Source organism: Frigoribacterium sp. SL97 (assembly GCF_026625765.1).
GTDB lineage: Bacteria > Actinomycetota > Actinomycetes > Actinomycetales > Microbacteriaceae > Frigoribacterium.
On sequence record NZ_CP113062.1, the window covers coordinates 3441161 to 3460005 of the forward strand.

Below are 18845 nucleotides of genomic sequence, written 5' to 3' on the forward strand. Positions count from 1 at the left end.
CCGTCGACCGGCCCGACCGTGCTGTCTACAGTCGACCGACCGCGCTCACCCGACGCGCGGCACCACTCGTCCCGGGGGAACCATGTCCACATCACGCCGCCTCGGCGCCGCCACCGCCCTGCCCGCCGTCGCCTTGGCCGCGGCCCTCGTCCTCACGCCCGCCACGGCCTTCGCCGCCGAGGGCGACCCCGTGTCGACCGGCGCCCCGACCGGCACCTCGACGCCGACCGACTCGACGTCGGCCGACTCGACGAGCGCCACCGCCGTGACCGTCCCGGGCGAGGCCGCACCGGCGGTGCCCGAGCAGGCCGGACCCGACGCCCCGGCCGTCGCCCCCGCGACGCCCGCGAGCGGCGCCACCGACACCAGCGGATCGTCGGAGGGAACGACCCACGCGGCCTCACCTGAGGCCGACGCCCCGGTCGAGACCCCGGCCTCGACCCAGGAGGTCGCTCCGGCAGAAGCCGCGGCCGACGTGGTCGTCGACGACCTCTTCGTCCTCATCCCCGTCACCGCCGCGCACCCGGGCCAGGCCTTCCCGGTCGTCGCCCAGGGCTTCACACCCGGTGACGTCGTGGACGTCACGGTGTCGGGCGACGGCGTGCCCGCCGATGCCGACTACGTCTCGTTCGACGACTCCCCCGTCTTCGACGAGGACGGATCGACGGTGTTCTGGGTGGAGCTGCCGGCGACCTTCGCCGTCGGGGGCGTCGTCACGGTCACGGTCACGGACGGCAGCGGCCTCTCGACCTCGTCCGACGTGCCGGTGACGGCCTCCGTCCCGGCCCCCGCGCTCGTCGCACCGGTCGGCGCGACGGCCGGTGTCGTCACCGTGAACGGCCAGAACGGCATCCCCGGCGGCTACGCCCTCGTCGAGGTCTACGACGCCGACGATCTGGTCACCGAGCTGCCCGACCCGTCGACCGATGCGCCGTCGCCGGACGCCGACCCGACGACTGAGCCCGACCCGACGACTGAGCCCGACCCGACGACTGAGCCCGACCCGACGTCCGACGCCGAGCCCACCGGCGACGAGATCGCCTTCGAGATCCAGGTCGACGTCGACCCCGTCCCCTACGAGGTCTCGGGCTCCGCGACGGCCGTGGTGCCCGTGGACGCGGACGGACGCTTCGCGGCTCGCTTCGTCCTGCCCTCCGGCGACTTCGCGACGGACGCCTACACCTTCGACGCCGACTTCACGACGGAGAGCGACTTCTCGGAGACCGTCGTCTTCTCGGTCGCCCCGGCCGTCGTCGCGCCCGCCGTCACGACCCCGGGCACCATCGCCCCGACCGCACTGCCGGTTCGTCGCGTCGCCGCCGTGACGCCGACCCGCGCGACGTCGCTCGCCTACACGGGGTCGGAGCCCTCGACCGCGGTGACCTGGGCCCTCGGCGCCGTCCTCGCCGGGGCCGGTGCGCTCGTCGCCGGCCGCCTGCGCCTGCGCCTGCGTCGCCGCTGAGTCGAACCCGGCGGGCCCCTCAGGCCGCCACGATGTCCACAGCCCGCCACGAGATCTCGTGGCGGGCTGTGGACATCGTGGCGGCGTGCGGCGGGGCGCAGCGCGGCGCCGCCGCGGCCACCCGTCAGGGCGCGGGCTCACCCGGGGCCGGCGGGTCGCGGACGACCTGCTCGGCTGCGGCCTTGTCCAGCGTCCCCGGGAAGTTGAACCGCCCGAACTTCCCGGTGGGGTCGTGCGGGCTCACCGGGCGGGCGATCGAGGAGGCGCGGATCACCTCGATCAGCAGGTCGCGTCGGGCGTCGTCGAGCGCGGGCGTCGACCGCTCCCTGAGCAGCACGGACGCCGTCGGCCCCCGACGTCGGCCGATCTTCAGCAGCAGACCGGCCTGGTCGCCGTCGCTCAGCCCCACGAGCTCGGCCCGTTCGACCTGGTCGAACGGCACCACCCGATGGCGGATGCGCAGTCGACGCCCTTCGAGGTCGATCGCGAAGGGGGCGTTGAGCCACAGCACGACGTTCCACCCGACCGCGGCGGCGGTCGCCCAGAACACGAACGAGATCGGCACGGCGATCGGGCCGAACAGATCGACCAGCGACTCGCCGCCTCGAGAGAAGAAGGCACCGGCCGTCCCAAGGATCACGGTCGCGGGCAGGAAGACCCGCATCGCCCGCACCAGCACCCTCTGCTTCGGCTCGTCGTCGAACACGATCCAGGTCTCGTCGGACATGCCGTCACCGTACCGGGCCGCGCCCCCGAGGCGTCGGAGACGACCCCGCCACTCCCCTGGTGTAGACAATCCCTCATGGACAAGGCCGTACCCGACCCGCCTCGCCACCGTTCCGAGCAGAAGCTGCGGGGCGCTCAGGCCTGGATGGTCAGCCTGTACGCGCTCCTGACCCTGCTGCTCGTCGCCCAGCTCACCTGGCGGGCGCAGTCCGAGGGCCGTGACGGCTCGTGGTTCGTCATGCTCGTCGGCACCGTCCTCTTCGCTGCCGCCGTCGTGGTGCTCGCCCTGCGCACCCTCGCCCTCTCGTCCTGGCGACGCCTCTCCGTGGACCCCGGCGAGCGCCTCCTCTGGGGCACCTTCGCCGAGCGCGTCCTGCCCACCGGAGGCGCGGCCTACCCCGGTCGCTTCGCCCTGTCCACGACGCGGTTGCGCTACGTGCCCGACCCGGTCTCGCGCCTGCGCGGGGTGACGGCCGAGGAGTGGTCCGTGGCCGCGCTGCACGACGTCCGCGTCACTCCGGTGGACGAACGCCGTCGTCGGCGGGGCGGCCGCTGGGTGATGGTCGACGTCGAGGGCGGCGCCCCGATCACCCTCATGTCGAACGAGTCCCACCTGGTCGCCGACGAGCTCTTCGAGGCGCTGGAGGTCGCCTCACCGGCGACCCGCGACTAGGCGAGCCGCGCCTCCAGGCCGGCCCGCACGTCGGGCCACTCGGCCCGGACGATCGAGAAGTAGGCCGTGTCGCCCAGGGTGCCGTCGGCGGCGACGCGGTGCGAACGCAGCATCCCCTCGGGGACGGCGCCCAGCCGACGGATCGCTGCCGCGCTCCGCAGGTTGCGGGCGTCGCAGCGCAGCGCGACCCGGTTCAGGCCGAGGGCGTCGAACGCGTGCGTGAGCAGCAGCAGCTTGGTCGCGGGGTTCGTCCGTCCGCCCCAGAAGGGGCGGCCGTACCAGGTGCTGCCGATCTCGACCCGCCCCTGCGCCGGCACGAGGTCGTAGAGGGTCGTCGTGCCCCGCACCTGGCCGTCGTCCTCGCCGCGCACCGTGAACGCGAGGGTCGTCGGGTTCGCGAGTTGCGCCTCCACGTGCTCGGCGTAGGCCGCGACGCTCGTCGGACGCTGCGTCACCATGCCCGCCCACAGCCCGTCGTCGGTCAGCGGCCAGAGCGCGGCAGCATCCTCGACGGCGAGCGGATCGAGCCGCACGCCGTGCCCCACCAGCGCGACGTCGTGGATCATCGGTCCTCACCTGACGTGCTCATGCGCACGATCCTAGGGACCGTGGACGAGGAGGCGCGGCGCCGGCCACGGCCACCGGTCACGACGCCCCGCGCGCATCCGCTACGGTGATCGATCACAGCCCACGAACTGGGGGCCGCGGCACGACCCCACCGTGCCGCACCATCGTCTGACGCGTCCGACCCGACGGGCCCGCCCGAGGAGACACCCATGAGCACCCACAGCACCCCCACCCGCCTGCGCGAGGACGACGTCGACGGCGTCGTCTGGGACGCCGCCCAGGAGGCGCGACTCGCGTCCGCCCCCGCCCGCACCTCGGCCGCGGCCGCGGCCCTGCCCGCCCAGGGCCCCGCCGCCGTCTGACCCGGCGCCCCCGCGATCCGACCGGCTACGGGCGGTCGGCGTCGTCCCGCTGATCGACCCCGTCGAGCGGCGCGACCGGAGCCCCGGTCGCCACCGCACCGGCGGTCGCCACCTCGGACGCCGTCCCGGCACCGCGCCTCCCGGCCCGCCCGGCGCCACGACCGTGCGCGGCGCGCTCGGCGGCCTCGAGCTGCTCGGCCTCGTCGCCCGACAGCGCCTCGCCGCGGGACACCATGCCGGCCACGTCGGAGAGTCTGATCTGCGGCAGGAAGAGCGACAGCACGAACGCCACGGCGATGAACGGGATCAGGTAGGCGAAGACCGGCGCCAGCGAGTCGGCGTAGGCCTCGACGACGAGACGACGGATCTGCTCGGGCAGCTGGTTCAGCGTCGCGGGGTCGAGGGTCGCGGTGGCCTGCGAGGCGTCACCGGCCGACGCCCCGGCGCCCGTGAAGACGTCCGTCAGGTTCGAGGTGAGCCGGCTCGTGAACAACGCACCGAAGATCGCGACGCCGAGCGCGGCGCCCACCTCGCGGAAGTAGTTGTTCGTGCTGGTCGCCGTGCCCACGTTCTGGGCGTCGACCGAGTTCTGCACCACGAGCACGACGACCTGCATGATCAGGCCGAGGCCCGCACCGAAGAGGAAGAGGAACACGCAGATCAGCCAGAGCGGGGTGTCGGCGGTCAGGGTCGTGAACAGCGCCATGGCGATGCCGGTCAGGATCGTGCCGACCACCGGGAACACCTTGTACTTGCCGGTCCGGGTGATCAGGTTGCCCGACAGGATCGACGTGCCGATCAGGCCGACCATCATCGGCAGCAGCAGCAGGCCCGAGACCGCCGCCGACGCGCCCGACGACATCTGCAGGAAGGTCGGCACGAACGCGATGGCGGAGAACATGCCGATGCCGAGCACGAAGCCGACGGCGGTCGCGAGCACGAACACCTTGTTGCGGAAGAACGACAGCGGGATGATCGGGTCGTCGGCACGCGACTCGACGAGCACGAACAGCGACGCCGCCACCACGACCCCGGCGCCCCAGAGCCAGGTCTCGGGCGCACCCCAGCCGTGGTCGTCCTGACCGCCGAACTCGGTGAAGAAGATCAGGCAGGTGGTCGCCGCCGACAGCAGCACCACGCCGAGCACGTCGATGCGCTTGGTGGCCTTCTTGCTCGGCAGCGTGAGGGCGGCCCAGGTGATGGCGAACGCCGCGATGCCGACGGGGATGTTGATGTAGAACGCCCACTGCCAGGTGAGGTGGTCGACGAAGAAGCCGCCGAGCAGGGGCCCGCCGATGGCGGACAGCCCGAAGACCGCGCCGAGCGGGCCGAGGTACTTGCCGCGCTCGGAGGCGGGCACGATGTCGGCGATGATCGCCTGCGAGAGGATCATCAGACCGCCGCCGCCGAGGCCCTGGATCGCGCGGAACACCACGAACGTCCAGAAGTCGGTGGCGAAGGCGCAGCCGATGCTCGCGAGGGTGAAGATCGCGATCGCCACGAGGAACAGGTTGCGACGGCCGAGGACGTCGCCGAACTTGCCGTAGATCGGCATGACGATCGTCGTGGCGAGCAGGTACGCCGTGGTGATCCAGGCCTGGTGCTCGACGCCGCCGAGCTCGCCGACGATGGTCGGCATGGCCGTCGACACGATCGTCTGGTCGAGGCTCGACAGCAGCATGCCCGAGATGAGGGCGCCGAAGATGATCCAGATGCGTCTCTTCGTCAAGAGGAAGGGCGCGTCGGCCTTCGCTGCGGTGGTGGTCGTCATGGCTGGGTCACAGCGCCTTTCGGTCGTGGTCGGCAGGGTGGGTCGGGGCGGGCGGGGAGGCGGGGCCACGAGGCGCGGCGGCGGCGAAGAGCTCGCGGGCGATCACGAGCTGGTCGGCGAGGACGGCGTCGAAGCGCTCGTCGTCCCGCCCCTCGGCGGAGAAGAACCGTTCGAAGGCCCGCTGGACGAGCCCGGTGAGCAGGGTCACCGCGACGTCGATGCGGGGATCGCCCCCGTCGAGTCCCTCGTGTGCGGCCACGGCCGAGACGACGCGTCGCCGCTGCTCGTCGCCCTGCCGCATCATGGCGCCGAACAGGCGGGGCTCGCGGTCGAGTGCGGCCTTGAAGTGCGCGGCCTGCCCGCGGGTGAGGCCGACGTTCTCGACCCGCTCGACGACGAGCGCGCCCAGGTCGTCGAAGACGGTCGACAAGGGCGGGAGGCGCGGGTCGCGTCGCGAGGACGAGTACCCGTCGAGCGCCTCGTCGTCGTCGTCGAGCGCGACGCCGACGACGACGTCGTCCTTCGACGCGAAGTGGTTGAAGAACGTCCGACGCGAGATGCCGACCGAGGCGCAGAGCTCCTCGATGGTGAAGCCGGCGAGTCCGTGCTCGGCCGTCAGGCGCCGGGCGGCAGCGGTCAACTCGACGCGGGTGCGCAGTCGACGCTGGGCCGTCTTGCCGGCGGTCGTGGCCATCGCGCGCCTCCTGGTCTCGTCGCTCTCGTGATCGGCGACGTCGCCGGGGGCCTCGCGGCCGAAGACGATGATTGCACTTTCGCGCCAGGAGTGCAATCACGCATCCTGTGAACCCGCCCTCCCACCGGGGCGGCTGGGGGCTACGCGGCAGAACCATCCGCGTCCCCTGAGAACGACGTCGCCGGACGTCAGGTGTTGCCTACGCTGATCGGATGAGTGCACCGAGAGCCCGCCGCGTCTGCCTGTCGGTCGCCGGTTTCGCCCTCGTGGCGATCGGCCTGGCCGTCCTGGCGTTCACCTTCGACTGGGATGCCCCGACGATGCTCGGCCTGCCCGCCGGGCTCGCCGGCTTCTCGCTGATGATCGCCGGCGCGATCGCCGCCGAGGTCGGCTTCCGCGGGGCGGTCAAGGCGCGGAGGCGCGAGGTCGCGGTCCGTCGGCGCTCCCACGTCACCGACCTCGAGCGCACGTCGTAGCGGTCGCGGTCAGACGGTCAGCCACTTGATCGCCGGGTAGAGCACCCGGGCGATCTTGCGGGGGCACGGGAACGACGTCTTCGTGCCGTCTCGTTCGTTGAGCGTGATGACCGGTCGATCCGCGACCGTCGAGTAGTCGACGGTCTCGAGCGAACCGGCAGGGATCTCGTGCGTCGTGGGGCGTCCGGCGGTGTCACGGAGCACGTAGACGAGACGATCGTCGTGCACCTGCATGCCGTGCTGCGCACCGCCTGCCGTCCAGGTCACCGAGAGTCTCACGAGCCGACCCTAGCGGGTCGCCGGGCCGCGGGGGCCGGGGCGTCGCCCACCGGCTTCCGCCGGACCTCCCGACCAGGAGGTGCGGAGTCGGTCGTCCTCACGGAGTCGCGACCCCGAGGGCGTCGCCCAGGTCGCGGAAGACCGCCTCGGCGACGGGCCGGCGGGACGCGGACAGCGCCTCCTGCACGACTCGTCCGTAGAGGATGCCGGCCTCGTCCACGCCGCTCGACCCCTCGGCGGTGAGCGCCAGGACGAAGCTGCGTCGATCGGTCGGGTGCTGGAGCCGGACGACGAGACCGGCGGCCTCGAGCCGGTCGGCGAGGGCCGTCATGGCACCCGACGAGAGCCCCAGGGCTTCGCCGACCTTCTTGGGCGGGGTGTCGCCGTGCACCGAGAGGTGCACCAGGGCGAGGTAGTCCGTGGCGCCGACGCCCATGCCCTTGGCCAACCGGTCGTTCACGGACGCGATCCGGGACTGCAGGCGTTGCAGCGCGACGAGCACGGCCGTGACGTCGTCGGTCCGCGGCTCGGGGCGGGTGTCGGCACGGGTCTCGGCACGGGGCGCGACGGTCGTCTGCGCGTCGGGGGCGGGGGTCATCGGGTCTCCGGGAGGAATCGGATCGGGTACGGCGTCCACCTCGGCCCGGGGTTCGGGTCCCGTCCGACGACTGCGCGACACATGTCGCTTATTGAACGAGCAACTCGATCACCAAGTAGTTAGATGATCGTACCATCGGTGGACGGGCCCCGGAAGTCCCCCGGTCACGGGTCGTCCGTCGATGCATCCGGTGCACGATCCGACTCGTGAGGCGAGTAAACTCGCGGCGGACTCGGCGCCAGGGTCCGGCCAACCGGGGTCGACGACGATCCGACGACACGATCGACACCGCAGGAGCAACCCCATGACCGCAGACCCCCGCCCCCACGTCGTCATCGTCGGCGGCGGCTTCGCCGGCATCGCGGCGATGAGGTCCCTCCGAGACGCCGACGTCAAAATCACCCTGATCGACCGCCACGTCTACAACATGTTCCAGCCGCTCATGTACCAGGTCGCCACCGGCGGCCTCAACGCGGGCGACGTCACCTACTTCCTGCGCAGCCTGCGGTCCAAGCAGTCGAACGCCGAGTTCCGCCACGGGCTGCTCACGACGATCCGCGCCGACGAGCGCATCATCACCCTGCGCGACGGCGAAGAGATCGCCTACGACGCCCTGGTCCTCGCCAACGGCGTCAACACCAGCTACTTCGGCACCAAGGGCGCCTACGAGTACGCCTACTCGATGTACTCCCGGTCGCAGGCGCTGCGCATCCGCGACGAGCTCTTCACGCAGCTCGAGAACGCCGCGGCCTCGGTGGGCAGCGGCGAGGTACGCGTCGTCATCGTCGGTGGCGGTGCCACGGGCGTCGAGATGGCCGGTGCGCTGGCCGAACTGCGCGACCAGGCGTTGAAGGACGCCTACCCCGAGATCGACGCGTCGAGCATCACGATCACCCTCGTGCACCGTAGCGGCGAGTTGCTCAAGCCCTTCTCCCCCCGTCTGCGCAAGTACGCCGCCAAGGTGCTGCGCAAGCGCGGCGTCGACCTGCGGCTCGACACGGGTGTCGAAGAGGTCCGTCCCGACGGCGTCGTCGCCGCGGACGGCGAGTTCATCCCGGCCGAGCTCGTCATCTGGGCCACCGGCGTCGCGGCCCACGCCGAGGTCGCCTCGTGGGGTGTGCCGCAGACCCATGGTGGACGCATCCAGGTGAACGACGACCTCACGGTCAAGGGCTTCGACTGCATCTTCGCCGCGGGTGACATCGCCGCCACCGACGACGCCCTCGCTCAGCTCGCCCAGCCGGCGATCCAGGGCGGCGAGCACATCGGCGAACAGATCGTCCGCCTGCTCGCCGGCAAGAAGCTCGCGCCGTTCAAGTACCACGACAAGGGCACCATGGCCACGGTGGGCACGAACGCCGCCGTGGTGCAGTTGCCCAACGGCTTCACGCTGACCGGCCCCGTCGCCTGGCTGCTGTGGGTGTTCGTCCACATCACGAGCCTGCTCGGGAACGGCAACCGACTCTCGACCCTCACGCACTTCTTCGTGCGCTACCTCTGGGCGCTCCGCAAGCGGGCCATCCCCATCGTGGGCGACGTCCGGCCGGTGCGCCCGAACGGCGACCGGGCGCCCGAGAAGTGGCAGACCGAGAAGGCCGAGTAGCGGTCGGCGCCTCCTGACCCGGACGCCGAGAACCCCGTTCACGAAGACGAACCACGATTGATCGGGGTTCTTCTTCGCGAACGGGGTTCCTCGGTGATCGGACGTGCCCGATCGGTCGAGCGGGGGTGTTACTCGGTGGCGGCGGTGATCTTCGCGACGCCGACGAGCATCTCGTCCTGGACGGCGTCGGTCTTGAAGGTCTGGTTCAGCAGCGACGCGGCATCGGGGCTGATGTGCACCGTGGTGCCCTCGAGGACGGCGTTCGAGCCCTCCATCTGGATCGGCTTCAGCGTGCCACCCCAGAGGTTGAAGAGGTAGGCGTCTTCGGCGGCGACGGTGCCGTTGGCGGTCACGGTGCCGTAGAGCTTGCTCTCGCCCGGGTCGATGCGGAAATCGGTCAGTTCGACGACGGTGCCGTCGGCCGAGGTCAGCGACAGGCCGGAGCCGTCGTGGTCGATCTCGCCCTGGACGTAGGGTCGCACGTCGCTGTCGGGGCCGTAGTAGTCGACGTTGCCGCCCGTGATCGGGAAGGCGAACGTGCCGTCGGTGAAGGTCGCGGTGCCGACGACACCGGGGGTCAGGCCGAGCGAGGTGATCGCGTCGACGAAGGACTGGTCGACGGCGACCTGGGTGTCGACGCCGTTGCTGAGGTCGGCGATCGACGCGGCGGGCGTCGACGCGGCGCTGGGCTCGGAGGACGACGAGCTCGACGAGGAGGACGTGTCGGTCGAGGTGCCGGAGTCCATCGAGCACGCGGCGAGGGAGAAGAGCAGGGCGCCCGAGGCGACGAGGCCGAGGGTGGTCTTGGTGATGTTCTTGCGAGTGAAAGCGTTCATGGTGAAGCTCCTTGTCAGTTGGTCCCGGTGGGGATGTACTGGGTTCGCCACCGGGCCCGAAAAGGATTGGAACGCATCATCTTCGTTACCCGGCCGTGACCTCCACCGCCGCGTCGGCACCGGCGACCGGACCCGGGGAACGTCGCGCGCGGGCCACCGCGAGCCCGCGTTGCGAGCTCCAGAAGTCGCGGACCGTCTCGCGGAGTTCGGACGCGCCGACGTCCGCTCCGAAGGCCAGCGACCCCGGCTCGAGGGCGATGCCGTCGGCCAGGGTGGGCAGGGCGACGGGGTCGAAGCCGATGGCGTCCACGAGGTCCGCGACGACGTCGAGTGCCTCTCGGTCGTCCGACGCCAGGGCGATCGCGCTCCGCTCGGGATGACCGGCGGGCAGGGCTCCCTCGTCGAGGTCGTGGTACCCCATGTGGTTGAAGCCCTTCACGACGCGTGACGCGGGCAGGTGCTGCCGGACGAGCTCGCTCGTCGAGGTCCGGACGTCCGAGAGGTCGTCGCGCAGGCCGTCCGTCTCCCACCAGTAGTTCATGGCGTCGACGACGACCTTGCCCGCCAGGGCGTCCACCGGCACCGAGTCGAGCTTGCCGAGCGGCAGGGCCAGGACGACGATGTCCGCCTCCCGTGCCGCGTCGGCCGACCAGACCGCGCGGGCCCCGGGGGCGATCACGTCGACGATGAGGCGGATGCGGGCAGGGTCCCCCGAGCCGGAGAGGAGGACGGGGTGGCCGGCGGCGTGGACGAGGCGGGCGAGGACGGTGCCGACCTTGCCCGCGCCGAGGATGCCGATGGTGGGTGCGGACGTCATGTGTCGTGCAACGCACGAGGGCATCCGGCGATTCCGGACGCGGCGATGCACCGCAGGCCCCTGAACCAGGTCTGCGGTGCACCGTCGGTGTGGAGTCGCTCAGGAGCGAGCGACGGAGGTGACCGTCAGGCGCGGGCCGTCCGGCGGCGGGCCGCCACGAGCAGGCCGAGCCCGGCGAGCAGCGCCAGCAGCCCACCCACGAGCGGGCCCGACGCGTCACCACCGGTGAAGGCCAGCGACGAGTCGGCGGCGAGGGCCGAGGAGGCGCTGGTCCCCGAGGCGAGGACGCTGCGGTCGGCCGCCGCGGCGGTCACGAGCACGGTGCCGGTGGTGCCGGTCGTGCCGTCGACGCCGCTGGTGCCGTCCGTGCCGGGTGTGGTGGTGCCGCCGTCACCCGGGGTGGCGGGCGTCGTCGGGTCGGTCGGCTCGAACGGCTCGGCCGGGTCGACGGGGATCGTCGGGTCGGTCGGGTCGGTCGGGTCGGTGGGGTCGGTCGGCGTGGTCGGGACGGTCGGCGTGGTGCCGGTCGTCCCCTCCGTGGTGTCGCTGTCGCCGATCACCGAGACGGCGTTGCCGCCCACGGTCACGGGCAGCCCCACCGACGGCACGACCTGCGTGCCCCCGAGGATTCCGTCGTCACCGCTCGTGGTGCCACCGGTGGTGCCCGTACCGGTGCCGGTGGTGCCGGTGCCGGTGGTGCCGGTGCCCGTCGTGGTGCCCGTGCTGCTGCTGTCGCCGACCACCGAGACGGCATTGCCGCCCACGGTCACGGGCAGCCCCACCGACGGCACGACCTGCGTGCCCCCGAGGATTCCGTCGTCACCGCTCGTGGTGCCACCGGTCGAACCCGAACCGGTGCCGCTGGTGCCGGTGCCGGTGGTGCCGGTGCCCGTCGTGGTGCCCGTGCTGCTGCTGTCGCCGACCACCGAGACGGCGTTGCCGCCCACGGTCACGGGCAGCCCCACCGACGGCACGATCTGCGTGCCCCCGAGGATGCCGTCGTCACCACTGGTGCTGCCACCGGTCGAACCCGAACCGGTGCCGCTGGTGCCGGTGCCGGTGGTGCCGGTGCCCGTCGTGGTGCCCGTGCTGCTGCTGTCGCCGACCACCGAGACGGCGTTGCCGCCCACGGTCACGGGCAACCCCACCGACGGCACGACCTGCGTGCCCCCGAGGATGCCGTCGTCACCACTGGTGCTGCCACCGGTCGAACCCGTCCCGGTGCCGGTGGTGCCGGTGCCCGTCGTGGTGCCCGTGCTGCTGCTGTCGCCGACCACCGAGACGGCGTTGCCGCCCACGGTCACGGGCAACCCCACCGACGGCACGACCTGCGTGCCCCCGAGGATGCCGTCGTCACCACTGGTGCTGCCACCGGTCGAACCCGTACCGGTGCCGGTGGTGCCGGTGCCCGTCGTGGTGCCCGTGCTGCTGCTGTCGCCGACCACCGAGACGGCGTTGCCGCCCACGGTCACGGGCAGCCCCACCGACGGCACGACCTGCGTGCCCCCGAGGATGCCGTCGTCACCACTGGTGGTGCCGGTGGCCGAGCCGGTGGGGCCGGCGCCGGTCGCGCCTCCTGCGGGGGTGCCGGTCGTGGTGCCGGTGCTCGACGAGTCGCCCAGCACCGAGATCGCGTTGCCACCGACCGTGACCGGCAGGGTCACGTCGACGAGGGCCTGGGTGCCCGAGCCGATCGCGTCGTCGCCCGACGTGGCGGCAGGTGCTGCCGGTGCCGGTGCCGCGGGGGCCGCGGCCTGGGCGGGAGCGGCCGTGCCGGCCGAGTCGCCCAGCACCGAGACCGCGTTGCCACCGACGCTGACCGGCACGTCGATCGAGACGATGCCCTGGCTGCCCGAGAGCACGCCCGAGTCGCCGCTCGTCGTCGTGACGGGCGCGGCGGGCGCGGCGGGTGCGGCGGCCGGAGCGGCGGGGGCGGCGGCCGGAGCGGCGGGTGCCGCAGCCGGGGCGGCAGGCGCCGCAGGGGCCGGCGCGGTGCTGCTCGAGTCGCCGAGGACGCTGACCGCGTTGCCGAGGGCCGAGACCGGAGCCTCGACGACGGCGCCGACCTGGGTGCCCGAGAGCAGCCCGTCGTCGCCGGTGGTGGTCGCCGCGTTCGCGGCGGTGGTTCCGAGGGCCCAGATGCCCCCGATGAAGAGCGCTCCCATGAGCCCTCTCGAGACGTACGTGTTCATGGTCTTCTCCAAGAGATGAGGTGTGTGGTGCCGCGGGGTCGCGGCGGGGTCGCTGATGTCGCCGGCAGCCGGGAGGCTGCAGGGGCGACGCGACCGGCCTCAGTCGGGGGAAGAGTCGGTGTCGTACGCAGGCGTCGACGGGAGGTCGTCGTCGCCGTCCGCGGACCCCGCCGAGACGGCGAGTCCGGGAAGCAGGGAGGCGCGGGTCGCGTCGAGCGCGACGGCACCGCCGGCCGCTCCGCCGCCCGAGGCCTGACCGTTCGCGCTTCCGCCGGTGCCCGAGGGCAGGGCGGGCGTGCCGTGGTCGTCACCGGCAGGAAGCGGTGCGGGGCCGGGGGTGGGCGCCAGGGGTGCGCTGGTCCTGTCGGCGGACGAGGACGGACCCGAGGCGATCTGCGCCCGTAGGATGCCGACCGCGTCGGTCGATGCGGTCGTGCCGGACACGTCGGACGCGTCGGCCACCGCGGCGACGGCGAGCTCGTCCGAGGCGACGACTCCGAGGCCGTCGGCTCCGTCGACGTCCGCGTCCGCCCCGGCGGGCACGTCGCCCGCGGGGACCGTCACGCCCGGTCGGGGCGTGACGCCTCCGGGCACGACCGGCGGGAGCACGGGGGCGGCGGGGGCCGCAGCCGAGTCGCCGACGGCGGTCAGACCCTCGTCGACGACGCCGGTCAGCGGGTCGGTCACGGTCGAGACGGGTGCCGGGCCGGTGACGGCAGGCACCACGGGGACGGCCGCGACGACCTGGTCCACGGTCTGCGCGACGGGCGCGACGACCGACGAGACCGGTGCGGCGGCCGCGACCTGCTGCACGACCTGGGGCACCACGGGGGCCGCGGCCTGCACGACCTGCTGCACCGGGGGTGCGACGGCCGTGGCCTGGACGGCGACGCCCGTGACCTGTGACACCGCGCCTCCTGCGGTCTGACCGACGGCGGCCACGGGGGCGTCGAGCGATCCGGCGACCTGGCCGACGGCCGAGGTGACGCCGCCGAGGAGGGACGACGGGGCCTCGTCGGCCGAGGCCGACGGGGACGAGAAGGCGAGTCCGAGACCGACCATGGCGATCGCGGCGAGACCCGAGAAGCCGAGGAGGCGCACGAGACGGAGCGGGGCGGGTCGCCTCGTCGTCGTCTCGGCCGTCTGATCCACGGCGTACCTTCTTCGGTCGCATCTCACCGGGGTGGTGGGTCCCGGCGTCGGGGTCGTGCCCCTCATCGCGCTGGTGAGACGCGATGTGCCATCTTTTCTACGCCGACGACGCCGGGTTGTCCATGAGCCTGTCTCAGATGTACCCCGATCGCCTCGACGACGCGTCGGCGAGGGACGGCTCAGACCAGCTCGAGGTCCCAGGAGGGCGGCACGTAGACGGAGCCCCACCCGGCGCGCAGGCGCGTGATCGCCCGGTCGAACGACTCCACGACGTCCATGTCACGTCGGACCATGGACTGCAGCTGCAGTCCCTCGTAGAGGGCGATCAACTGCTCGGCACCCCTGGCCGGCTGCATCGTGTCGGGCTCGCGCCCGAGCTCGACGTCCTGCGCGAGCGAGCTGTGGATCAACCGGTAGAACTGCTGCCACTGGTCGTGCAACAGCGGCGCCAGCGGGTGGCCGGGGGTCGCCGCGACGTTGACGGTGGCACTCAGCAGGCGCATCAACGCGGGTTCGGCGGCGTTCGCGGCGACGATCGCGCGCAGCAGGGCGATCGTGCCGTGCGTCCGGGCGAGGGGGAGCAGCGGCCGGGTGCGGCGGCCGACCCAGAGGTCGACGGTCGCCAGGACCAGGCCGTTCCAGTGGGTGAACTCGTCGCTCACGGTCTTGACGGGCAGATCGGCGGCTCGGGCGACCAACTCGAACGACGCCTCGTGGAAGGCGTGCTCGGTGAAGACGCGCATGGCCGCCTCGACGATGGCGATGCGTCGCTCGACGGCGGCGGACGGGGCTCCGAACGGGGTGGCGGGGGTGGTCGTCGTGGCCGTCGGGGCGTCCGACGACTCGGGGTGGGTCTCGTGGATCACGCATCGACGCTACGGACCGCGCGGCGCACGAGTCGACGCCCAGTCCGGGGTACACGGGTGCCGCTGCGTCGGTCGCGTCGCCGGATGACGCGTCAAGGATCGAGTTCTCAGGGAGACCCGCGTATACCTCAGGTAACGGGGAACGCCCGCACGAACCGATCACGTGTGTCCAGGTGCCTCCTCTTCCCAGTCAGGTGGCGCCATGCCCCGTTCGACGTCCCCTTCCCTCCTCGCCCGCTCGGGGCTCGTCCTCGGCGTCGCCGCCGCCCTCACGGTGGCCTCGGCCCTCCCCGCGAGCGCCGCGAACGTCATCGACGGCCCCGTCGACCTCGGGTCGGCCCGCAGCTACGCCGTGCTCGCCGCCTCGACGGTCACCAACACCGGCCCCAGCGTGGTGAACGGCGACGTCGGCCTCAGCCCCGGCTCCTCGGTCACCGGGTTCGACGCCGGTGGCCCCGGCGTGATCGTCGGGGGCGTGCAGCACGTGGCCGACGAACCCGCGCGGCTCGCGCAGCAGGACCTCACCTCGGCCTACGACGTGGCCGCGGCCCTCACCCCGCAGGAGAGCAACGTCGTCGACCTGGCCGGTCGGTCGCTGTCGCCCGGCGTCTACTCGGGGGACGCGGTGCAGCTCACCGAGAACGGCAGCCTCGCGTTCGCCGGCTCCGATCGGTCGGTCTGGGTCATCCAGGCCGCCAGCACCCTGACCATCGGCGCGAACACGACCATGACCTTCTCCCAGGGCGCCAGCGCGTGCAACGTCTTCTGGCAGGTCGGCAGCTCGGCCACCCTCCTCGCCGACGCGGACTTCCGCGGGACCATCCTCGCGCAGGAGTCCATCACCGCGACGACGGGTGCGACCGTCGTCGGACGGCTCCTCGCCCGCACCGGCGCCGTGACGCTCGACACCAACACCCTCACCGTGCCCGCGGCCTGCCCCACGGTCGGCACGCCGTCCGAGACCGTCGCACCGACCATCACGTCGGGCAGTCCGACGGCCGCGACCGAGGGCACCCCGTACTCGTTCAGCGTCACGGCGACCGGTGCCCCGGCCCCGACCTTCACCGTCACCACCGGCACCCTGCCGGCCGGCCTCACGCTGAACGACACCACCGGCGAGATCTCGGGCACCCCGACCACCGCCGGCGACACCACCGTCACCATCACGGCCGACAACGGCACGACGCCGCCCGACACCGCGGACTACACGATCACGGTCACCCCGGCCGACGTCGTCACGCCGCCCCCGGGCGACGGCGGCACCCCTCCCGGCACCGTGACTCCCCCCGGCGCGACCACGCCTCCCGGGACGACCACGCCGCCCGGGACGACCATGCCGTCGACCCCGGCCGTCCCCGTCTCCGACCGGAACGGCACCGGCCCCCGCGGCGACCTCGCCTACACGGGTGCGGACACCACGCTGCCGGTGATCGGCGCCGGCCTGGTCCTGCTCCTCGGTGCCGCCCTCGTCACCGTCACCGCCATCCGACGCCGCCGCCTCGCCCGGTCCTGACCGGTGGGTCCACCGGAGGCGCCTCGCTCGACCGACCCGCGCCTCCTGACCGAGGCCCCGGGCCCGGGTCCCCGGACGCCGGTCGGCGGACGCCGGTCGACGTTCACCGGCCGGCCGCGTACCTCGCGCTCACCTCGGCCGCCGTCGAGGCGACGTCGAGGACCGTCGTGTCGTCGAGGTCGCCCCGGAAGTGCTTGCTGGTCGGCGGCGAGGGCCAGGGCGCGTTCACCGCGTCGTAGCCGATCCGCCAGTAGCCGCGGGCGTTCTCGGCCGCCGCCTGGGACGACGACCCGACCGGCGCGCCGTCCACGTAGAGCGTCATGCCCGAGGCGTCCAGGGTCGCCGTCGCGAGGTGCCACGCACCGTCGGTGTACGTCGACGGGCTCTGCAGGGTGAAGTACCCGCCGCTGTAGACGCCGAAGATCAGCGTGCCCCGGTCGGTCAGGTAGAGGTGACGGTCGTACTGTCCCGACGCGCCCGCCTGGCTGTTCCCGAAGCCGATCAGCTTGCCGCCCGTCGTCGTGGTCGTGCGGAACCAGGTCTCGACGGTGAAGACCTGGGGGCCGTCGATGTTCAGCCCCGTCGTGACCTGACCGTCCACGCCGTCGAGCCTCAGGAACGGGCCGTCACCGGGGGCGCACGTGCCGCCCGTGATCGTGGCCCCGGGGGTGAGGGTGCCCGGTCGTCCGTTGCCGCTGCTGTCGCGCGCGGTCGTGCCGACCCCGTCGTTGAACTGGTAGGCGAATCGCGCCTGCGCCGCGACCGGGCGGTCGAGGCAGGCGAACCGCGAGGTGGCGAGCACGCTCGAGGTCGAGGTCGTGGCCGAGAACGCCGCGTGGCTCGAGCCGACGACGAGGAAGAGCACGGCCACCCCGGCCACCACGGTGAGGGCGACGCCCGAGACCCGGGCCGCGCGCGACCGCCCCGACGGCTGCGTGGGCGCACGGTGACGGGACGGGGCGAGGGGGTCGACGACGTCCTCGCTGGTCGGCTCGAGCCGCATCGCCGCGAGCAGGAGCAGCACGACGAGAGACACGACGAGCACGCCCACCACGCGGTCGCCGCCGTGCCAGAGCATCGGCGACCCGATGGACGGCACGAGCAGGACCCCGACGCCGTGCACGGCCTCGGCGGCGACGGGGCTCGAGTCGAACTCGGCGTTCGCGTCGCCCTTGAGTCGCAACGACCCGTCGTCGGTCGTGTCGACCAGACGGTGCAGCCGCAGCTCTCCGGCCCGGTCCGGATCGTCGACGAGCAGCACCTGCCCCGCGTCGAGGTCGGCGGTGTCGACGGGCATCGCCACGACCACGTCCCCGGCGGCGATCGCGGGCGACATCGACCCCGTGACCACGGTCGTGGGCGTCCAGCCCCAGAGGGCCGGGACGGCCGCCCAGAGCAGGAGGCACACGGCCGTCGTCAGGACGACCCGCGCGATCGTCGCCAGGCACAGCGCACCCCAGAACGACAGGTCGGAGCGGACCTGCGAGGTGGTGGCGGCGGGGGCCGCGAGGGTCGTCATGTCGGCGTGTTCCGGCTCGGGCGTCGTCTCCCGCGTCAGCGGGTCTGGGCCTCCCAGGTGAAGGCGATCGCCGCGCGCGAGTCCTGACCGGTGTTCGGCGTCGACTGGCTGAGCGCGTACGTGAACTTGAACGAGTGCGACTCGGCGGCCGTCCCGTCCGGTGACCAGGTCGGGGCGCCGGTCGCGTAGCCGGTCCGCTGGCTCGCGAAGTCGGCGAGGGTGCCCGAGAAGACCTGCGCACCCTGGCTCGCCGGGGTGAAGCCGTCACACGAGGCGCTGGACGCGCCCGACCCCTGTTGGATCGTCAGGTCGAGGAAGGACGAGAGCGAGTTGGTCGTGGTCGCCGCGGTGCCGTAGAGCCGGACCGACGAGGGCAGGCTGCCCGTCGAGGTGACCGTGATGCACCTCGTGCCGGTGTCACCGGGCATCAGGCCCGAGGCCGAGAACAGGGCGACGTCGGAATCGTCGTCCGTGAGCTGCACGGTGCCGGTCGACCAGTTGCTCGTCGGGTTCGAGGTGGTGGCCGAGAAGGCCGAGTACGACGCCGTCGAGATGATGGCGCCGGAGGCGATGACGGCGACGGGCACGGCGGCCCAGCGGGCACGGCGGGTCCAGCGGGCGCGGCGGAGCGATCGGGACATGTCGGGGAGTCCTTCGGGTGGGGGGCGCCGAGGCCCCCGTGGTGCCTGTCGGGAGGGGGCTGTGACGTCTCGGCACGGTGCCGATGGGGCGACGGTAC

At 72.8% G+C, this 18845-nt stretch carries 19 protein-coding genes; 6 read left to right on the forward strand and 13 right to left on the reverse strand.

What is annotated here, in order from left to right:
• The first annotated feature begins 82 nt into the window (after positions 1 to 82).
• A complete protein-coding gene (locus tag OVA02_RS16765) occupies positions 83 to 1462 on the forward strand; it encodes a hypothetical protein (protein WP_267658876.1) in 1380 nt (459 codons plus the stop codon).
• 124 nt (positions 1463 to 1586) lie between these two features.
• On the opposite strand, the gene OVA02_RS16770 is transcribed toward OVA02_RS16765, so the two are convergent.
• Positions 1587 to 2189 carry a hypothetical protein gene (locus tag OVA02_RS16770; protein WP_200413668.1) on the reverse strand — a complete coding sequence of 201 codons (603 nt, stop codon included), beginning with the start codon at positions 2187 to 2189 and terminating at the stop codon, positions 1587 to 1589.
• A 75-nt stretch (positions 2190 to 2264) separates the two neighbouring features.
• Here OVA02_RS16770 and OVA02_RS16775 point away from each other — a divergent pair, with 75 nt between their 5' ends.
• Entirely contained in the window at positions 2265 to 2861 is a 597-nt protein-coding gene (locus tag OVA02_RS16775) for a hypothetical protein (protein ID WP_267658877.1), read from the forward strand.
• Here OVA02_RS16775 and OVA02_RS16780 read toward each other — a convergent pair.
• Positions 2858 to 3427: a GNAT family N-acetyltransferase gene (locus OVA02_RS16780; protein WP_267658878.1), complete on the reverse strand. Its 570-nt coding sequence runs from the start codon at positions 3425 to 3427 to the stop codon at positions 2858 to 2860. The genes OVA02_RS16775 and OVA02_RS16780 overlap by 4 nt on opposite strands.
• A gap of 210 nt (positions 3428 to 3637) precedes the next feature.
• On the opposite strand from OVA02_RS16780, the gene OVA02_RS16785 reads away from it, so the two are divergent.
• Positions 3638 to 3790: a hypothetical protein gene (locus tag OVA02_RS16785; protein WP_157485397.1), complete on the forward strand. Its 153-nt coding sequence runs from the start codon at positions 3638 to 3640 to the stop codon at positions 3788 to 3790.
• A 25-nt stretch (positions 3791 to 3815) separates the two neighbouring features.
• On the opposite strand, the gene OVA02_RS16790 is transcribed toward OVA02_RS16785, so the two are convergent.
• Positions 3816 to 5561, reverse strand: coding sequence for an MDR family MFS transporter (locus tag OVA02_RS16790; protein WP_267658879.1), 1746 nt, complete (start codon positions 5559 to 5561; stop codon positions 3816 to 3818).
• A 7-nt stretch (positions 5562 to 5568) separates the two neighbouring features.
• The gene (locus OVA02_RS16795) at positions 5569 to 6255 is read right to left on the reverse strand and encodes a TetR/AcrR family transcriptional regulator (protein WP_267658880.1); all 687 of its coding nucleotides are present in this window, start codon (positions 6253 to 6255) and stop codon (positions 5569 to 5571) included.
• Between the two features lie 212 nt (positions 6256 to 6467).
• Between OVA02_RS16795 and OVA02_RS16800 the strand changes: the two genes are divergently transcribed.
• Complete coding sequence (locus OVA02_RS16800; RefSeq protein WP_056047088.1) at positions 6468 to 6731, forward strand: hypothetical protein; 264 nt, start codon at positions 6468 to 6470, stop codon at positions 6729 to 6731.
• 9 nt (positions 6732 to 6740) lie between these two features.
• Here the strand turns inward: OVA02_RS16800 and OVA02_RS16805 are convergent, their stop codons facing one another.
• Together OVA02_RS16805 and OVA02_RS16810 are read right to left on the reverse strand one after the other, a co-directional pair.
• Entirely contained in the window at positions 6741 to 7010 is a 270-nt protein-coding gene (locus OVA02_RS16805; RefSeq protein ID WP_148053652.1) for a hypothetical protein, read from the reverse strand.
• Positions 7011 to 7107: 97 nt separating this feature from the next.
• Entirely contained in the window at positions 7108 to 7608 is a 501-nt protein-coding gene (locus OVA02_RS16810) for a MarR family winged helix-turn-helix transcriptional regulator (protein ID WP_173151792.1), read from the reverse strand.
• 304 nt (positions 7609 to 7912) lie between these two features.
• Here OVA02_RS16810 and OVA02_RS16815 point away from each other — a divergent pair, with 304 nt between their 5' ends.
• Complete coding sequence (locus OVA02_RS16815) at positions 7913 to 9211, forward strand: NAD(P)/FAD-dependent oxidoreductase (RefSeq protein WP_267658881.1); 1299 nt, start codon at positions 7913 to 7915, stop codon at positions 9209 to 9211.
• Between the two features lie 128 nt (positions 9212 to 9339).
• Here OVA02_RS16815 and OVA02_RS16820 read toward each other — a convergent pair whose 3' ends face one another.
• The 5 genes from OVA02_RS16820 to OVA02_RS16840 all read right to left on the reverse strand — a co-directional run bounded on the left by OVA02_RS16820 (position 9340) and on the right by OVA02_RS16840 (position 15074).
• Positions 9340 to 10047 (reverse strand): hypothetical protein, encoded by a 708-nt coding sequence (locus OVA02_RS16820; RefSeq protein WP_159825460.1) that lies wholly within the window; start codon positions 10045 to 10047, stop codon positions 9340 to 9342.
• An 85-nt stretch (positions 10048 to 10132) separates the two neighbouring features.
• Entirely contained in the window at positions 10133 to 10915 is a 783-nt protein-coding gene (locus tag OVA02_RS16825) for an NADPH-dependent F420 reductase (RefSeq protein ID WP_267658882.1), read from the reverse strand.
• Between the two features lie 74 nt (positions 10916 to 10989).
• Complete coding sequence (locus OVA02_RS16830) at positions 10990 to 13056, reverse strand: chaplin family protein (RefSeq protein WP_267658883.1); 2067 nt, start codon at positions 13054 to 13056, stop codon at positions 10990 to 10992.
• 99 nt (positions 13057 to 13155) lie between these two features.
• Positions 13156 to 14208, reverse strand: coding sequence for a hypothetical protein (locus tag OVA02_RS16835; protein ID WP_267658884.1), 1053 nt, complete (start codon positions 14206 to 14208; stop codon positions 13156 to 13158).
• Between the two features lie 179 nt (positions 14209 to 14387).
• Positions 14388 to 15074, reverse strand: a complete 687-nt coding sequence (locus tag OVA02_RS16840; protein WP_056047111.1) for a TetR/AcrR family transcriptional regulator — start codon at positions 15072 to 15074, stop codon at positions 14388 to 14390.
• A 202-nt stretch (positions 15075 to 15276) separates the two neighbouring features.
• Between OVA02_RS16840 and OVA02_RS16845 the strand changes: the two genes are divergently transcribed.
• Entirely contained in the window at positions 15277 to 16587 is a 1311-nt protein-coding gene (locus tag OVA02_RS16845; RefSeq protein ID WP_267658885.1) for an ice-binding family protein, read from the forward strand.
• A 103-nt stretch (positions 16588 to 16690) separates the two neighbouring features.
• On the opposite strand, the gene OVA02_RS16850 is transcribed toward OVA02_RS16845, so the two are convergent.
• Both OVA02_RS16850 and OVA02_RS16855 read right to left on the reverse strand, forming a co-directional pair.
• On the reverse strand, positions 16691 to 18106 hold the full coding sequence (locus OVA02_RS16850) for a LamG-like jellyroll fold domain-containing protein (protein WP_200412457.1): 1416 nt from the start codon (positions 18104 to 18106) through the stop codon (positions 16691 to 16693).
• A gap of 35 nt (positions 18107 to 18141) precedes the next feature.
• Positions 18142 to 18747 carry a hypothetical protein gene (locus OVA02_RS16855; protein ID WP_200412458.1) on the reverse strand — a complete coding sequence of 202 codons (606 nt, stop codon included), beginning with the start codon at positions 18745 to 18747 and terminating at the stop codon, positions 18142 to 18144.
• Between the last annotated feature and the right edge of the window lie 98 nt (positions 18748 to 18845).

Coding starts and splice junctions, on each gene's coding strand:
- OVA02_RS16765 (WP_267658876.1), top strand. CDS start 83: ATGTCCACATCACGCCGCCTCGGCGCCGCCACCGCCCTGCCCGCCGTC.
- OVA02_RS16770 (WP_200413668.1), bottom strand. CDS start 2,189: ATGTCCGACGAGACCTGGATCGTGTTCGACGACGAGCCGAAGCAGAGG.
- OVA02_RS16775 (WP_267658877.1), top strand. CDS start 2,265: ATGGACAAGGCCGTACCCGACCCGCCTCGCCACCGTTCCGAGCAGAAG.
- OVA02_RS16780 (WP_267658878.1), bottom strand. CDS start 3,427: ATGATCCACGACGTCGCGCTGGTGGGGCACGGCGTGCGGCTCGATCCG.
- OVA02_RS16785 (WP_157485397.1), top strand. CDS start 3,638: ATGAGCACCCACAGCACCCCCACCCGCCTGCGCGAGGACGACGTCGAC.
- OVA02_RS16790 (WP_267658879.1), bottom strand. CDS start 5,561: ATGACGACCACCACCGCAGCGAAGGCCGACGCGCCCTTCCTCTTGACG.
- OVA02_RS16795 (WP_267658880.1), bottom strand. CDS start 6,255: ATGGCCACGACCGCCGGCAAGACGGCCCAGCGTCGACTGCGCACCCGC.
- OVA02_RS16800 (WP_056047088.1), top strand. CDS start 6,468: ATGAGTGCACCGAGAGCCCGCCGCGTCTGCCTGTCGGTCGCCGGTTTC.
- OVA02_RS16810 (WP_173151792.1), bottom strand. CDS start 7,608: ATGACCCCCGCCCCCGACGCGCAGACGACCGTCGCGCCCCGTGCCGAG.
- OVA02_RS16815 (WP_267658881.1), top strand. CDS start 7,913: ATGACCGCAGACCCCCGCCCCCACGTCGTCATCGTCGGCGGCGGCTTC.
- OVA02_RS16820 (WP_159825460.1), bottom strand. CDS start 10,047: ATGAACGCTTTCACTCGCAAGAACATCACCAAGACCACCCTCGGCCTC.
- OVA02_RS16830 (WP_267658883.1), bottom strand. CDS start 13,056: ATGAACACGTACGTCTCGAGAGGGCTCATGGGAGCGCTCTTCATCGGG.
- OVA02_RS16845 (WP_267658885.1), top strand. CDS start 15,277: ATGCCCCGTTCGACGTCCCCTTCCCTCCTCGCCCGCTCGGGGCTCGTC.
- OVA02_RS16850 (WP_200412457.1), bottom strand. CDS start 18,106: ATGACGACCCTCGCGGCCCCCGCCGCCACCACCTCGCAGGTCCGCTCC.
- OVA02_RS16855 (WP_200412458.1), bottom strand. CDS start 18,747: ATGTCCCGATCGCTCCGCCGCGCCCGCTGGACCCGCCGTGCCCGCTGG.